At 61.0% G+C, this 16,128-nt stretch carries 14 protein-coding genes; 10 read left to right on the forward strand and 4 right to left on the reverse strand.

All coding sequences use genetic code 11. From position 1 onward, the window contains the following. Positions 1 to 11 precede the first annotated feature (11 nt). A complete protein-coding gene (gene mepM / locus ACPW74_RS22700) occupies positions 12 to 1,349 on the forward strand; it encodes a murein DD-endopeptidase MepM (RefSeq protein ID WP_041212320.1) in 1,338 nt (445 codons plus the stop codon). Positions 1,350 to 1,412: 63 nt separating this feature from the next. On the opposite strand, the gene ACPW74_RS22705 is transcribed toward mepM, so the two are convergent. Beyond that, positions 1,413 to 2,357, reverse strand: coding sequence for a D-2-hydroxyacid dehydrogenase (locus ACPW74_RS22705; RefSeq protein WP_219596480.1), 945 nt, complete (start codon positions 2,355 to 2,357; stop codon positions 1,413 to 1,415). A 161-nt stretch (positions 2,358 to 2,518) separates the two neighbouring features. Here ACPW74_RS22705 and ACPW74_RS22710 point away from each other — a divergent pair, with 161 nt between their 5' ends. Next, positions 2,519 to 3,100, forward strand: a complete 582-nt coding sequence (locus tag ACPW74_RS22710) for a YjaG family protein (protein ID WP_219596481.1) — start codon at positions 2,519 to 2,521, stop codon at positions 3,098 to 3,100. A gap of 61 nt (positions 3,101 to 3,161) precedes the next feature. Here the strand turns inward: ACPW74_RS22710 and ACPW74_RS22715 are convergent, their stop codons facing one another. Further along, positions 3,162 to 3,641 (reverse strand): MarR family winged helix-turn-helix transcriptional regulator, encoded by a 480-nt coding sequence (locus tag ACPW74_RS22715; protein WP_010672813.1) that lies wholly within the window; start codon positions 3,639 to 3,641, stop codon positions 3,162 to 3,164. A 163-nt stretch (positions 3,642 to 3,804) separates the two neighbouring features. Between ACPW74_RS22715 and ACPW74_RS22720 the strand changes: the two genes are divergently transcribed. Further along, a complete protein-coding gene (locus ACPW74_RS22720; RefSeq protein WP_010672814.1) occupies positions 3,805 to 4,332 on the forward strand; it encodes a hypothetical protein in 528 nt (175 codons plus the stop codon). A gap of 9 nt (positions 4,333 to 4,341) precedes the next feature. Next, positions 4,342 to 5,940 (forward strand): BCCT family transporter, encoded by a 1,599-nt coding sequence (locus ACPW74_RS22725; protein ID WP_010672815.1) that lies wholly within the window; start codon positions 4,342 to 4,344, stop codon positions 5,938 to 5,940. Between the two features lie 75 nt (positions 5,941 to 6,015). Here ACPW74_RS22725 and mutS read toward each other — a convergent pair whose 3' ends face one another. Together mutS and ACPW74_RS22735 are read right to left on the reverse strand one after the other, a co-directional pair. Beyond that, positions 6,016 to 8,586, reverse strand: coding sequence for a DNA mismatch repair protein MutS (mutS, locus tag ACPW74_RS22730; protein ID WP_425858483.1), 2,571 nt, complete (start codon positions 8,584 to 8,586; stop codon positions 6,016 to 6,018). Positions 8,587 to 8,849: 263 nt separating this feature from the next. Further along, a complete protein-coding gene (locus ACPW74_RS22735; protein ID WP_052815400.1) occupies positions 8,850 to 9,257 on the reverse strand; it encodes a Spy/CpxP family protein refolding chaperone in 408 nt (135 codons plus the stop codon). Positions 9,258 to 9,456: 199 nt separating this feature from the next. On the opposite strand from ACPW74_RS22735, the gene pncC reads away from it, so the two are divergent. The 6 genes from pncC to csrA all read left to right on the forward strand — a co-directional run bounded on the left by pncC (position 9,457) and on the right by csrA (position 16,091). Further along, a complete protein-coding gene (gene pncC / locus ACPW74_RS22740; protein WP_029313644.1) occupies positions 9,457 to 9,948 on the forward strand; it encodes a nicotinamide-nucleotide amidase in 492 nt (163 codons plus the stop codon). A gap of 80 nt (positions 9,949 to 10,028) precedes the next feature. After that, positions 10,029 to 11,093: a recombinase RecA gene (recA, locus tag ACPW74_RS22745; protein WP_010672819.1), complete on the forward strand. Its 1,065-nt coding sequence runs from the start codon at positions 10,029 to 10,031 to the stop codon at positions 11,091 to 11,093. A gap of 41 nt (positions 11,094 to 11,134) precedes the next feature. After that, entirely contained in the window at positions 11,135 to 11,641 is a 507-nt protein-coding gene (locus tag ACPW74_RS22750) for a regulatory protein RecX (protein ID WP_279981062.1), read from the forward strand. A 279-nt stretch (positions 11,642 to 11,920) separates the two neighbouring features. Next, a complete protein-coding gene (gene alaS, locus ACPW74_RS22755; protein ID WP_244073044.1) occupies positions 11,921 to 14,545 on the forward strand; it encodes an alanine--tRNA ligase in 2,625 nt (874 codons plus the stop codon). Positions 14,546 to 14,561: 16 nt separating this feature from the next. Then, positions 14,562 to 15,809, forward strand: a complete 1,248-nt coding sequence (locus ACPW74_RS22760; RefSeq protein WP_244073045.1) for an aspartate kinase — start codon at positions 14,562 to 14,564, stop codon at positions 15,807 to 15,809. Positions 15,810 to 15,902: 93 nt separating this feature from the next. After that, on the forward strand, positions 15,903 to 16,091 hold the full coding sequence (gene csrA / locus ACPW74_RS22765) for a carbon storage regulator CsrA (protein WP_005315760.1): 189 nt from the start codon (positions 15,903 to 15,905) through the stop codon (positions 16,089 to 16,091). The last annotated feature ends 37 nt before the right edge of the window (positions 16,092 to 16,128 follow it).

Below are 16,128 nucleotides of genomic sequence, written 5' to 3' on the forward strand. Positions count from 1 at the left end.
CAGGATAGCGGATGAAACGTCTCCGTCCCTTGGTAGCCCAGGCTGCCAATTGGGAACCCCCGGTTCCCCGCAAGCATTTCTATGCCATGCTATTGCTCACGGCCATGACGCTGTCAGCGGTAGCCGTATTGCCAGCTCCCGGTGACATCCTGGAGCGGCCACTGCGTCTGGAGTTGCCGATCGCCACCACGGGCACCGCAACCAACGAAGACAACACCGACTTCAACGACATTCCGGATCACGAGCTGGTCGAGTCAGCTGCTCCCGAAGACGACATCCCGGCGGATGCCACGCCTCAATGGCAGGATTACCGGGTGCGCAACGGCGAGAACCTGACCACCATCTTCAACAACCTGGGGCTGTCCACCACCACCCTCTACAAGGTGCTGGATGCGGATGCCAAGAACAACCTGGCGCGTCTCAAACCCGGTCAGACCATCGAGTTGCTGATCGATCAGGACAACATTCTGCAGCAGCTGAAGATCCGCCTGAACATCAAGCAGACCCTGGTGCTGGAGCGTACCGACGACACCTATAGCGCCAACATGCTCAATGAAGAGGTGGAGTGGCAGCAGAAGAGCTATGACGGTGTCATCAACGGCAGCTTCTACGTCAGCGCCCGCAATGCCGGGATCCCGGCCAACCACATCCAGAAAATTGCCAACCTGTTCCAGTGGCGCCTCAACTTCGCCAAGGATTTGAAAAAGGGTGACAAGTTCAAGGTGCTGGTCCGCCAGGAGACGGTCGACGGCAAGAGTACGGGCAATACCCAGTTGCTGGGGGTCGAGGTGTTCAGCCAGGGCAAGGCCGTGTCAGCCTGGTTGTCGGAAGATGGCAACTATTATGACGGTCAGGCAAACAGCCTGGAGCGCGGCTTCCGCCGTTATCCGACTCACAGCCGTTACCGGGTCAGCTCCAGTTTCAACCCGAATCGCCGTCATCCCATTACCGGGCAGGTCCGGCCCCATGAGGGGACCGACTTTGCCCTGCCGGTAGGCACGCCCATCATGGCGACCGGTGACGGTGTGGTCCTCAAGGCAACCAGCCACCCGCTGGCAGGCACCTATGTCGTGATCAAGCACGGTCGTACCCTGATGACCCGTTACCTGCACCTGAGCAAGCTGCTGGTGAAACCCGGGCAGAAGGTGAAAATGGGCGACAAGATAGCCCTCTCCGGCAATACGGGCCGTTCCACCGGTGCTCACCTGCACTACGAAGTACGCATCAACAACCGGCCGGTGGATCCCATGAAGATCAAGCTGCCGATGGCGGAGCCGCTCTCCGGCAAGGACAAGCGTCAGTTCCTCGCCAAGGTGAAGAGCTACCGCAAAGAGATGGAGGCGGGCTGAACGGCTCCCTCCTGACGAAAAAGGCCCCGCCAACTGGCGGGGCCTTTTCATTGCAGAACGGCTTCAATAACCCTTGTCAAAGTCGATCCGGCCGTCCAGCTGCTGACCATCGATGAAGCGGATGTAGTTGCGGATGAAGATCTGGGCTACATCTTCCGGGAAGCTGTAGGCGCTGTTGTGGGGCGTCACGATGAGATTGGGTTGGTGCCAGAGCGGGCTGTCAGCGGGCAGGGGTTCCTGCTCGAACACATCGAGCACCGCCATGGCGGGCTTGCCGGCTTGCAGTGCCGCCAGCAGCTCCCCCTCATGGACGGCATTGCCCCTGCCGACGTTGAAGAAGATGGCGCCCGATTTGCAGTGGCTGAAGCGTTCGGCGGTGAAGAGATGGCGTGTCTCGCGGGTGGCGGGCAGCACGCTGACGATGACATCGGCCTGGGCCAGCATCTTGTTGAGTGCCGGCAACTGGTACACCTGATCGAACCCGGCGCGCTCACGGCCACTGTGGCTGATGCCGAGCACCCTCATGCCAAAATGCTTGCCGGTGTGGGCGATATGCTGCCCTATGCTGCCGGTGCCGAGCAGCAGCAGCGTCTTTCCCTTCAAGCCCTGGTAGGGATGGCTCTGCCAGACGCCCTGTTGCTGCTGCTCGCGATAGAGTGGCAACTGGCGGGTCAGGCTGAGCAGATGGCCGAACACATACTCGCTCATCAAGGGGCCGAAGATGCCGCGGACATTGGTGAGCAGGTAGTCGCGGCGGCAACTGGCGTCCAGCAGCACGTCGACTCCGGCATAAGTCGACTGGAGCCAGCTTAGCTTGCCGGCCTTGGCCAGCAGCGGCTTGGCCCGGGCAGGCTCGGCCATCAGGATATGAGCGTCACCGATAAGCTGTTCGGCCTCGGCCTGATTGTCGGCCCGAAGAATGTGCAGATGGGGAAGGTGGGCCGCCTTGAGCAGGCGTTCATAGTGGCTGTTGTCCTGACTCAACAGCAGCAGGGTACGTTGGCTCATACTCTTGTTCCTTATCGTGTTTATGGCAAGGCGAGAGGGATGCTGTCTCCATCTTACCCCAGTTGATCGGGCAAGATAGTCGAGCAGGGCGCTTTTTCATTTTTAGACGGGGCCCTCGTGGGCTACAATCTGCCCCACATTTTGCAAAGGATCCGACTCCAGTGTTTGGTGACAAGTTTTATAAGCGACTGGCCGAGCTGCAGCCCTGGCAGCAAACCGTCTATACCCTGGCGCTGGCAGAGCGCATGTACCCCAACTATGTGCTCTTTACCCAGGCTTCCGGTTTCGGGGATGCGAGGGCATTCCGTCACGCGCTGGATCAGATGTGGAACTACCTGACGGTCAAGGGATCCCGCGTCAATCTTGGTGCCATTCTGGAAGCGTTTGAAGTCTACATTCCCGATCCCCGCAAGTTTGAATCCTACGGCGCCTATCCGGCACTGGACGCTTGCGTGGCGCTGGGTTGTGCCTACAACTCGGTGATCTGCCGGGTGGGGGAAGAGGCCACCGACGCCAGCCATGCGTCTGTCGGCACGGTCGCCGGCTTCATCGAGATGCTGGAAGAGCGGGATCTCAGCGATGATGAGCTCTATGAGCACGAGTACATGGAGGCGGAGCTGGAGTTCCAGGTCGAACTGCTCAAACGGGTGGCCCATGAACGGGACAGCGACCGCATCCTTGCCATCCGCGCCTTCGCGGCCCAGGACGGCGTCTCCAACATCGGCATCAGCCTGGAGGCGTAACGCCATCGCGTACTGCCCATAAAAAAAGCTCCCGGTCGGGAGCTTTTTTTATGGCTGCGGTTCAGGCCCGCTCTTCGGTCAGGGGGCTGACACTCAGCACGGGGGCGGCATCGATGCCGTCGGCATTCATCATGGCGGAGATGCGTTGCAGGGATGAGAGCAACAACCCCTGCTCCCAGTTCTCCAGTGCCTGAAAGCGTTGAATGAAACTCTCCTGCAAGGGGGTCGGAGCCTGGGCAAGCAGGGCGCGTCCCGCGTCAGTGAGCGTCGCATGCACCTTGCGTTTGTCGGTTTCGCTGCGAATGCGCTGCACCAGCTGGCGGCTCTCCAGCCGGTCCATGATGGTGGTCGCGGTGGCCTGGCTCATGTTGGTGTGATCCGCCAGCTGGCGCATGGAGATCTGGCCAAGCTCGTCGATCCCCTTGAGCAGCAGGAGCTGGGGCGAGGTCAGGCCGGCCTCCTTGATCAAGCGCTTGGAGTGCATGTCGATGGCACGGATGATCTGGCGCAGGGCGATCAGCACTTCATCATGTTTTTCCATGGGGTCTGGGTCATCGCAGGGCTGTGGAGAGGCGCGAAATTCTCCGCCTAATCCATAACAAGGTCAATATGGTTTTTGATGTAATGGTTTTAGCTCTAATGAATATTGTGTTAGGTTATCGGACAATTGCCCCATTCCAACCCGATATTTGAGGAGTGAAATCATGCATGACGACCTGGATATCAAGTCCCTGGTTGCCGATCTGCGCGTGGTCAGAGTTCGCTATGAACTGCCTGATACCGCGGCATTTGTGCGTTATCAACCTGCTTATGACGAGGACCCCAACAACCTCAAGGTACACCACTACGATGGCGAGCTGCCGCTCTCTTGCAGTAACACAGGTTCTTTCAGTCTAAAGGAGTTGGTCAATGAGCTGCGCTATGCCTATGTGCTGGTTCACCTCTTCCCCGACGAGAGTGCCATGAACTTTTATCTGGCGGGTCTGGACAATGGGCTGGCACAGTTGGAGTTCATCGGTGGCTCCTATGACTTCAACCGCCTCTGGATCACCAGCGGTGTCTCCAATCTGGGGGTGCCCATGGCTATCTTCCTCGGCAAACGCCACGCAGTGAACGGCCAGCCGTCGGTGACCCTGGTGGATCACCGTGAGCAGGTGGCTGGTCGTCTGGCCTATCGCGCCATCGGCGGTGCCGGCGATCACGTGGGTGAAGACTTTTTCAACAACGACTAAGGAGGCCCGATGCGAGCAACCAAAGGGCTTTTGAAAGGCCTCAATCCCACCATGGCCATGACGGCCCTCACCGTCGTGACCCTCTTCCTGCTGTTCGGCGTCTTTGATCCGGATACCGCAGGCACCTGGTTTACCGGGGCCAAGGACACCATCATTGCTGGCTTCAAGTGGTATTACATCCTGGTGGTCGCCCTGTTCCTGTTCTTCGCCGTCTACCTGATGTTCAGCCGCTTTGGCAGCATCCGGCTGGGCGACGACGACCAGGTACCGGAGTTTGGCTACTTTGCATGGTTCTCCATGCTGTTCAGCGCAGGCATGGGCATAGGCCTGGTGTTCTGGAGCATCGCCGAGCCCATGTATCACCTGCAGGGCAACCCCTTCATCACCGAAGGCATGACGCCGGAAGCGGCCCAGATCGCCATGCGCCTCACCTTCTTCCACTGGGGTCTGCACCCCTGGGCCATCTATGTGATCGTCGGCCTGTCGCTGGCCTTCTTCAGCTACCGGCGCAAGTTGCCGCTGGCCATCCGCTCCGTGCTCTATCCCATTCTTGGCGATCGCATCTACGGATTCTGGGGCCATGCCGCCGATGTGCTGGCGGTGTTCGGTACCGTGTTCGGGGTGGCGACCTCCCTTGGGCTGGGCGTCTCCCAGATGAACACCGGCCTCAACCAGATGTTCGGCATGGGCGTGTCACAAGCGAACCAGCTCTGGCTCATCGGTGGCATCAGCCTGATTGCCACCCTGTCGGCCATCTCCGGTGTCGGGCGCGGGGTGAAGATCCTCTCCGAACTCAATATCTGGTTAAGCGTGTTCGTGCTGGGCCTCTTCCTGGTGCTGGGGCCGACCACCTACATCCTCAACGCCTATGTGCAGAACATCGGTGATTACCTGCAGAACATCGTCAAGCTGAGCTTCTGGACCAATACCGAAGCCAACGGTACCTCGGCCTGGCAGTCTAGCTGGACCGCGTTCTACTGGGGCTGGTGGATTGCGTGGGCACCCTTTGTCGGCATGTTCATCGCCCGCATCTCCAAGGGCCGCACGATTCGTGAATTCGTGCTCGGTGTCCTGCTGGTGCCCTCCCTGCTCGGCATGCTCTGGCTCACCGTGTTCGGCGGGACAGCCATGAACCTGGAGCTGTTCGGTGGCGGCGGCGTAGTGGAAGCGGTCAATCAGGATGTCACCATGGCGCTCTACAAGACGGTGGAACTGCTGCACTGGGAGACCTTCGGCTGGATTGCCAAGGGGGTGCTGACCCTGCTTATCTGCACCTACTTCATCACCTCCAGCGATTCGGGCACGCTCGTGATTACGACGCTGCTCTCCATCGGCGATCAGGATCCCCCGGTGCTGCACCGCGCCATCTGGGGGCTGGGCCAGGGGCTGGTCGCGGCCATTCTGCTGGTCTCCGGCGGGCTTGCCGCCCTGCAGGCCGCCAGCATCATCGCCGCGCTGCCCTTCTCGGTCATCATGCTGGCCATGTGCTATTCCCTGATGCAGGGGCTCAAACAGGAGAGCCAGCACCAGTTCGAATACAGGCAGAAGCTCAAGCGCCATCCGGGGTCGGTCAATCTGAGCCTGATGGATCGCATCGGTCCGGGCTGATGACATGACAGGTTCGGTCAAACGAAAGGGGAACCTCGCGGTTCCCCTTTTTCATGCCTGTTCGGCGGTCGTTAGCTACAGCATCTGCTTGAGTCGATAGAGCAGGTCAAGGGCCTGTCGCGGGGTCAGCTCGTCCGGGCGTACTGCTGCCAGCTCCTCCACCACAGGATGGGGTTGCGGGGCGAGAGTGACCGGAGCCGGACGGCTTTCGCCGGCGGCCACCGGAGTGGCACTCTCCAGCTCATGCAGCTTGTGGCGGGCCTGGTGGATCACCGATTTCGGCACCCCGGCCAGCGCCGCTACCTGCAGGCCGTAGGAGCGGCTGGCCGCACCTTCCTGTACTGCGTGCATGAAGGCGATGGTGTCGCCGTGCTCCACCGCATCAAGGTGGACGTTGGCCAGCCCGCTCATCAGCTCGGGCAGGCGGGTCAGCTCGAAGTAGTGGGTGGCGAACAGGGTGTAGGCGCCAATCTTGCTTGCCAGCTGCTCGGCGCAGGCCCAGGCCAGCGAGAGGCCGTCGTAGGTGCTGGTGCCGCGGCCAATCTCGTCCATCAGCACCAGACTGCGGGCGGTGGCGTTGTTGAGGATGTTGGCAGTCTCGGTCATCTCCACCATAAAGGTGGAGCGGCCGGAGGCGAGATCATCCGACGCCCCGATGCGGGTGAAGATGCGGTCGATGGGGCCGATGCGGGCGCTGTCGGCGGGCACGAAGGCGCCGATATGGGCCAGCAGCACGATGAGCGCGGTCTGGCGCATGTAAGTGGATTTACCACCCATGTTGGGGCCGGTGATGATCAGCATCCGCCGCTCCCGCTCCAGCCGGATGGGGTTGGCGATAAAGGGGTCGGTCATCACCTGCTCCACCACCGGATGGCGGCCCGCCTCGATGAGGATCTGATCCTCATCGATAAGCGTCGGGCAGCGGTAGTCGAGGGTCTCTGCCCGCTCCGCCAGGTTGGCCAGCACGTCCAGCTCCGCCAGTGCGGCAGCAGACTCCTGCAGATCGCCGAGGTGCGGCAGCAGGGCGTCGAGCAGCTCTTCGTAGAGACGTTTTTCCAGCGCCAGCGCCTGGGCCTGGGCGGTGAGCACCTTGTCCTCGTACTTCTTCAGCTCGTCGATGATGTAGCGCTCGTTGTTTTTCAGCGTCTGGCGGCGGATGTAGTGGGCCGGCACCAGGTGGCTGTTGGCGCGGCTCACCTCGATGTAGAAGCCGTGCACCTTGTTGTAGCCCACCTTGAGGGTGTTGATGCCGGTGAGCGCCTTCTCCCGCTCCTCGATGCGGGCCAGGCTGGCGGTGGCGCCATTGGCCAGATCCCGCAGCTCGTCCAGCTCCTGATTGAACCCTTCGCGGATGACGCCACCATCGCGGATCAGCACCGGCGGCACCTCCATCACGGCTCGCTCCAGCAGGTCGAAGAGCTCGGGGAAGGTACTTGCCCGCTCGCGCAGCTGCTGCACCGCCTCGTGCTCGCTCTCCGCCAGCAGACGCTGCAACTCGGGCAGCTGAGCGAAAGCCTGCCGCAGCCGGGTCAGATCGCGCGGGCGGGCCGAGCGCAGGGCGAGGCGCGCCAGCACCCGCTCCACATCGCCGACCTGGCGCAGCAATCCGCCCAGCTCGTCGTAAAGGTTCTGCTCGATGAGCTCCTTGATGGTGCTCTGGCGACCTTTGAGGATCACCCGATCGCGGATCGGCTGGTGGATCCAGCGCTTGAGCAGGCGGCTGCCCATCGGCGTGGCGGTGCAATCGAGCACGGCGGAGAGGGTGTTGTCGTGACCGCCGGCCAGATTCTGGGTCAGCTCCAGATTGCGGCGGGTGGCGGCATCCATGATGACCGCATGATCGGGCTGCTCCAGGCGCACGCTGCGAATGTGGGGCAGGGCGGTGCGCTGGGTGTCTTTCACGTACTGCATCAGGCAGCCGGCGGCGCACAGGGCGGTCTCGCTCTGCTCGACCCCAAAGCCCACCAGATCCTGGGTGCCGAACTGCTGGCACAAGAGCTTGCGGGCGGTGCCGAGCTCGAACTCCCACTCCGGGCGGCGGCGCAGACCGCGGCGACCCTCGATATGGTGCAGGAAGGCGAACGATTCGGGGTAGAGCAGCTCCGCCGGATTGGTGCGTTGCAGCTCCGCCAGCAGGGTCTCTTCTTTCTCGAACTGGTTGATGAAGAAGCGACCGGAGCCGATGTCCATGGTGCCGTAACCGAAGCGGCGGCCATCGTGGTAGACGGCGGCGATCAGGTTGTCCTGCCGCTCGCTGAGCAGCGCCTCGTCGGAGACGGTACCCGGGGTGATGATGCGAATAACCTTGCGCTCCACCGGCCCCTTGCTGGTGGCGGGATCCCCCACCTGCTCGCAGATGGCGGCCGATTCGCCGAGCTGTACCAGCTTGGCGAGATACCCCTCGATGGCGTGATAGGGCACCCCGGCCATCGGGATGGGGCTGCCGGCCGACTGGCCGCGCTTGGTCAGGGAGATGTCGAGCAGCTGGGAGGCCTTGCGGGCGTCGTCGTAGAAGAGCTCGTAGAAGTCACCCATGCGATAGAACAGCAGGATCTCCGGGTTTTCGGCCTTGAGAGTCAGATACTGCTGCATCATGGGGGTGTGGGCGCTCAAGTTGGCGCCTGGCGCTTGGTATTGTGCTGTCATGTGCTATTCCAGAAGGTGCTCTTGCGGGCAAACGTCTGCCGTCATGGGTCTGAATCTGGGGGCCATTCTACATGCTCGAGGCAAGATGGTGAGGAGGAATCTCCGTCTTGGGGGCAAAGCCGGCATCCCGTCGCGGATCTGTGCATCCGGATGATGCTGACCAGAGTGGCCTGGGGGGAGCCTGGCCGAAAAGAGGCATGGGGGAGGAGAAATAGCATCCCCGCACGGATGCGGGGATGGGAGAGACGGGGAGAGTGTCGCCCTTAGTACATGGCCTCGCCGCCACTCAGCATCTCGTGCAGCTTGGCTTTCTGCTCGGGCGTCAGCACCCGGCTCACCTCGAAGAGGTAGTGGGCGCGATGGTAGCGGGCCTCGGCCTGTACGTCGCTGATGGTCTGCAACTGCTTCCTCGCCGCCACTTCATCCCATTTGCCGGACTTGATCATGTTGACGATGACGTCCTGGCCGATGGCATCGAGCTTGATTGAGCCCAGCTCCCTGGTGGCCTGCTCGCGCAGCCCCTTGATCTGCTCCACCTGGGCGCTGGAGAGGTTCAGCTCCTGGGCCAGGGTGGTCTCGCTCTGCAGCTCGGCGGTGCCCTCGGTGGCAAAGGCATGGGTGGCGATACACATTGCGAGGGCTGTCATGGCGACGTTGAACGGATGCATCATCCGGCTTTCTCCTTGGTCTGATGGGATGGAAACCGCATGCATGGCGGTGTTGGAACATGATAACGAGCAGCCATGTACTGGAGCTTAAGCGACGACAACTTGCTGACGCAGTGGCCCTGGGGTCGGTTGCCCGAGGAGCGGGGCAACTGCATAATGAGCGCCATATTTCGCCTGGAAGAGGCCGGAAGAGGACGCGATGATGGGACTTGAAGCAGAGATCTCCCGCTTATCCCGGGAACTGGGCGAGGCACTGCTGGCCAGAGGCTGGCTGGCCGCCACGGCGGAATCCTGTACCGGCGGCGGGGTTGCCACTGCCATCACGGATACTGCCGGCAGCTCTGCCTGGTTCGATCGCGGTTTCGTGACCTACACCAACGAAGCCAAACAGCAGATGCTCGGCGTCAGCATCGACAGCCTGTTGCGCCACGGCGCCGTCAGCGAACCCGTGGTGCTGGAGATGACCCGGGGCTGCCTGGCTCGCTCCGATGCGGGTATCTGCGTGGCCATCAGCGGTATCGCCGGGCCTGGTGGTGGCAGCGAGGAGAAACCGGTCGGCACTGTCTGGTTTGCCTGGGCAGATCGTACCGGTCGTCACCACTCCCTGCTCGCCCGTTTCGATGGGGATCGCCATCAGGTGCGCCAGCAGGCGGTCAGACAGGCCTTGTCCGGACTCCTGGCACTGCTCAAATAAATTGGGCTTGATACTGTATGCATAAACAGTATACTTAGCCCAACTTCACTTCTTACTCACGATTCCCAGCGGAGATTGGCATGGATCAGAACAAACAGAAGGCACTGGCGGCTGCGCTGGGCCAGATCGAAAAGCAGTTTGGCAAAGGCTCCATCATGCGTCTGGGCGACAGCAAGACCATGGATATCGAAGCCATCTCCACCGGCTCTCTCTCTCTGGACGTGGCGCTGGGGATCGGTGGTCTGCCGTGCGGTCGTATCGTCGAGATCTACGGTCCGGAATCGTCCGGTAAAACTACGCTGACCCTGCAGGTGATCGCCGAAGCCCAGAAGAAGGGCAAGACCTGTGCCTTCGTCGATGCGGAGCACGCACTGGATCCTATCTATGCCGCCAAGCTGGGCGTCAACGTCGACGACCTGCTCATCTCCCAGCCGGATACCGGTGAACAGGCACTGGAGATTTGCGACATGCTGGTGCGCTCCAATGCCGTCGACGTCATCATCGTCGACTCCGTGGCTGCCCTGACTCCGAAAGCGGAAATCGAAGGGGAGATGGGTGACTCCCACGTCGGCCTGCAGGCCCGACTGATGTCCCAGGCGCTGCGTAAATTGACCGCCAACATCAAGAACGCCAACTGCCTGTGCATCTTCATCAACCAGATCCGGATGAAGATCGGTGTCATGTTCGGCAGCCCGGAGACCACTACCGGTGGTAACGCTCTGAAGTTCTACGCCTCTGTGCGCCTGGACATCCGTCGTACCGGCGCCATCAAGGAAGGTGACGAAGTGGTCGGTAACGAGACCCGCGTCAAGGTCGTCAAGAACAAGGTGGCGCCACCCTTCAAGCAGGCTGAATTCCAGATCTTCTATGGTGCCGGCATCTCCAAGGAGGGCGAGCTGGTGGATCTCGGCGTCAAGCACAAGCTGATCGACAAGGCGGGGGCCTGGTACAGCTACAACGGCGAGAAGATCGGTCAGGGCAAAGCCAACGTGATGAAGCTCTTCTCCGAAAACAAGGCACTGGCTGCCGAGGTGGAAGTGAAGCTGCGCGAGCTGCTGCTCTCCGGCGCCGCGCCGGTGGAGGAGAAGGCCACGGCTGCCGAATACGACGAGTTTGAAGCTGAAAACGAACAAGAGTTCGAATAAGGAATGAGGAAAGGCCGGGTTGATACCCGGCCTTGTTGTTTATGGCGGATGAATCTGTGAACGGAACGGGTGAGCCCGTCGAATTGACCTTTGAAGAGCAGCTGGCGGCCGCCCGTGCCTACGCCATGCGCAGTCTGGCCCGTCGCGAGAGTGCCGAGTCGGAGCTGGCCAGACGCCTGCGTCAGAAGGGATTCGAGGAGGAGGTGGTCGCCGTTGTACTCGACCATTGCCGTGGCTATGGCTGGGTCAATGACGATCGTTACGGTGCCATGGCGGTGCGGGCCGGTGCGGCCAAAGGCCATGGTCCGCTCAGGATCCGCTTCGACCTGCGCCGCAAGGGGCTGGATGACACCCAGATCGAGGCTGCCCTGGATCAACCCGAGCTCGACTGGTTCGAACTGGCGCTTGCGTTGTTGTCGCGTCGGGCAGAGGCGACCGACCTTGCCGACTTCAAACTGCGCATGAAGTGGCTCAAATATCTGATGGGGCGTGGTTTTACCCAGGAACAAGCCCGTTACGCCCTCTCAGCCATGCAAGGTGAGCAATAGTGGCGCGCCGAGGCTGGACCTATGGGCAGGATTCCCCTTGGTGTGCGGTGCGGCTGGTGGGGAATATCAGCCCTTCGCCAGGTCTGTCGATGGCGGCCCTGTGGTCGAGCGAGGCATCCCGAAGCCCCCCTGTTGCGACGTGCTTGTGGGTGCTGCTGTCAAACGCTGGCCCCTTGCGGGCTATTTCACCCGTCAAGGGTCCCCACGTTTTACTTTACCCTGCAGAAAACTTACATTAATGCGGTTAAAAGTCCGTATTCGAATCAAGCAGGATTTTCCATGTACATGTCCACGTCAGAGATTCGCGCTGCGTTTCTCGAGTATTTCCGCACTCAGGGACACCAGGTTGTCTCTTCCAGCTCGCTGGTACCGCACAACGATCCGACCCTGCTGTTCACCAACGCAGGGATGAACCAGTTCAAGGACGTGTTCCTTGGCGCCGACAAGCGTGCCTATCACCGTGCCACCACGGCCCAGCGTTGCGTGCGGGCTGGCGGCAAGCACAATGACCTGGAAAACGTCGGCTATACCGCCCGTCACCATACCTTCTTCGAGATGCTGGGCAACTTCAGCTTCGGTGACTACTTCAAACAGGACGCCATCCGGTTTGCATGGGAATTCCTGACCGGTACCCTCAAGCTGCCCAAAGAGCGCCTGCTGGTGACCGTCTACGCGACTGATGACGAAGCCTTCGACATCTGGGAAAAAGAGGTCGGCGTGCCGGCCGATCGCATCGTGCGCATCGGTGACAACAAGGGTGCTCCTTATGCATCCGACAACTTCTGGGCCATGGGCGATACCGGCCCATGCGGTCCCTGCACCGAGATCTTCTACGACCACGGCGATCACATCTGGGGTGGCCCTCCCGGTTCACCGGAAGAGGATGGCGACCGCTTCATCGAGATCTGGAACGTGGTCTTCATGCAGTTCAACCGTCAGGCTGACGGCACCATGGAGCCGCTGCCCCGTCCGTCCGTGGATACCGGCATGGGTCTGGAGCGTATCTCCGCCATCATGCAGGGGGTGCACTCCAACTATGAGATCGACATCTTCCAGGCGTTGATCAAGAAGGCGGCCGAGATCGTCGGCACCACGGATCTGAGCAACCAGTCCCTGCGCGTCATCGCGGACCACATCCGTTCCTGCGCTTTCCTGGTGGCTGACGGAGTCATGCCCTCCAATGAAGGTCGCGGCTACGTGCTGCGCCGCATCATCCGCCGCGCCGTGCGTCACGGCCGCAAGCTGGGTGCTACCGACGTCTTCTTCTACAAGCTGGCTGCCGAGCTGGCCGTGCAGATGAAGGATGTGGCGGCGGAACTGATCGCCCAGTTGCCGCTGGTCGAGCGAGTGTTGCGTATCGAGGAGGAGCAGTTCGTCCGCACGCTGGACAGAGGTCTGCTGCTGCTGGAAGACGCCCTGGCCAACCTCGGTGATGCCAAGGTGATCCCGGGTGAAGTGGTGTTCAAGCTCTATGACACATACGGCTTCCCGGCCGACCTGACCGCCGACGTGGTGCGCGAGCGCGAGATCGGCATCGACGAAGAGGGCTTCAAGGCCGAGATGGAGAAGCAGCGCGCCCGCGCGAAAGAGGCTTCCAGTTTCGGCGTGAACTACAACGACGTGCTGAAGCTCGATTTCGAGACTCCCTTTACCGGTTACAAGCAACTGAGCCAGAACACCCAGGTGGTCGGTATCTACAAGGATGGTGTTGAGGTCAATGGCCTCATCGCCGGTGAAGAGGCCGTGATCGTGCTGGCGGAAACCCCCTTCTATGCGGAGTCCGGCGGTCAGGTGGGTGACAGCGGAATCCTCAAGGTGGATGACGGCATCTTCGCCGTCACCGACACCCAGAAAGCGGGCAAGGCGATCATCCACAAGGGCTATCTGGAACTGGGTACCCTGGAGAAGGGAGCCGAGGTCGAGGCCGTGGTCGATGGCGACCGTCGTCAGGCCATCGCTCTTAACCACTCCGTGACTCACCTGCTGCACGCGGCCTTGCGCCAGGCGCTGGGTGAGCACGTGACCCAGAAAGGATCCCTGGTGGGCGCCGAGCGCATGCGCTTCGACTTCTCCCACTTCGAAGGGCTGACCATGGCGACCATTCGCCGGATCGAGGAGCTCGTCAACGCCCAGATCCGTGCCAACCACGAGGTGGCCACCCAGCTGATGGGGCTGGAAGAGGCCAAGTCAGCCGGTGCCATGGCGCTGTTTGGCGAGAAATATGAAGACGATGTGCGCGTGGTACGCATGGGCGACTACTCCACCGAGCTGTGCGGCGGTACTCACGCCAAGCGCACCGGTGATATCGGCTTCTTCAAGATCATTGCCGAGAGCGGCATTGCGGCTGGCGTGCGTCGTATCGAAGCGGTCACCGGCAAGAGCGCCATCGATCTGATGCACCAGCTGGGTGAACAGATCGAAGAGGCCGCCGCGCTGGTGAAGGGCGATCAGTTCTCCATCGCCGACAAGGTTCGCCAGGTACTGGACAAGGCCAAGATGATGGAGCGCGAGCTGGAACAGCTCAAGGCGAAGCTGGCGGCGCAGGCGGGTAACGACCTGCTGAGTCAGGTCATCAACATCAATGGCCAGAAGGTGCTGGTTGCCGCCCTGGAAGGGGTTGACCCCAAATCCCTGCGCGGCATGCTGGACGAGCTGAAGAACCAGATGAAATCCGGTGTCGTGCTGCTGGCAACCAGCAGTGATGGCAAGGTCAACCTGATCGCGGGCGTGACCAATGACCTGACCGGCAAGGTCAAAGCTGGTGAGCTGGTCAATCTGGTGGCCCAGCAGGTGGGTGGCAAGGGCGGTGGTCGTCCCGACATGGCACAGGCGGGTGGTACCCAGCCTGAGGCGGTGCCGGCGGCGCTGCAATCCGTTCACTCCTGGCTGGAAGAGCGCCTGTAAGCGGGCGAGGTGATCTGTGGCACTCTATGTACAGAAGTACGGTGGCACCTCGGTCGGCACGCTGGAGCGGATCGAGGCAGTTGCTGAGCGGGTTCAACTGACCCGTGCCCAGGGACATGACGTGGTGGTGGTGGTCTCCGCCATGTCGGGCGAAACCAACCGGTTGCTGGGCATGGCCCAGCAGCTGGACCAGGATGCCAACCGGCGCGAGATGGATGTGCTGATCTCCACCGGTGAGCAGGTCACCATAGCGCTGCTGGCCATCGCGTTGAACAAACGGGGTTGTCCGGCGGTCTCGATGACCGGTGATCAGGTTCGCATCCACACCGATTCCGCCCATGGCAAGGCGCGCATCACCCACATCGACACCGAGCAGGTTCAGGCCGAGCTGGGTGCGGGCAGGGTGGTGGTGATTGCCGGTTTCCAGGGGCGCGATGAGCACAATGCCATCACGACCTTGGGCCGAGGGGGTTCGGATACCACCGCGGTGGCCGTGGCTGCGGCCATCAAGGCCGATGAGTGCCAGATCTTTACCGATGTGGACGGGGTGTATACCACGGATCCGCGCATCGAGCCCAAGGCGCGTCGCCTCGATACCATCACCTTCGAGGAGATGCTCGAGATGGCGAGTCTCGGAGCCAAGGTGTTGCAGATCCGTTCGGTCGAGTTCGCGGGCAAGTACCGCGTGCCGCTAAGGGTGCTGTCGAGTTTCGTCGACGGAGAGGGAACCTTAATCACATATGGAGGTGAGAGGATGGAAGCACCCCTGGTATCCGGCATTGCGTTCAACCGCAACGAGGCCAGCCTGACCATTCTGGGTGTGCCGGACAGGCCGACCGTGGCCGCGCAGATCCTGAATCCGATCAGCGACGCCAACATAGATGTCGACATGATAGTGCAGAACACCATGGGGGATGGCACCGCCGATTTCACCTTCACGGTGAATCGCGATGATTATCGCCGGGCCCGCGCCTTGCTGGAGGAGACCGCCAGCGAGCTGGGGGCCGCCTGCGTGCAGGGCAACGGAGAGATCGCCAAGGTCTCCATCGTCGGGGTCGGCATGTGGAATCATCCTGGTGTAGCGCGCACCATGTTCAAGGTATTGGGTGAGGAAGGGATCAACATGCAGCTGATCTCCACCTCTGAAATCAAGATATCCGTGGTGATTGACGAGAAGTACCTGGAGCTGGCCGTGCGTTCGTTGCACTCGGCGTTCGGGTTGGATCAAGAGCCTCATGAGCAGCCCTTGGGAAACAATCCCTGATTGATTTAGTTTCAACCATTTACCATATCGGTATCTTTGTAAGATAATGGCGCATATCGATATAAATACAAAACAGGATACAGGAGCAAGCGAATGCTTATTTTGACTCGTCGTGTAGGGGAAACCCTGATGATTGGTGACGAAGTAACCGTTACCGTACTGGGCGTAAAAGGGAACCAGGTTCGTATCGGTGTGAATGCACCGAAAGAGGTTTCCGTACACCGCGAAGAGATCTACATGCGGATACAGGCCGAGAAAGTCCCGGGCCAACCGAATTTCTAAGCCATTTCATGGCTGCCTGAAGGCGACATCCCGGATG

Source organism: Aeromonas sp. INTO2 (assembly GCF_049860605.1).
Taxonomy (GTDB): domain Bacteria; phylum Pseudomonadota; class Gammaproteobacteria; order Enterobacterales; family Aeromonadaceae; genus Aeromonas; species Aeromonas caviae.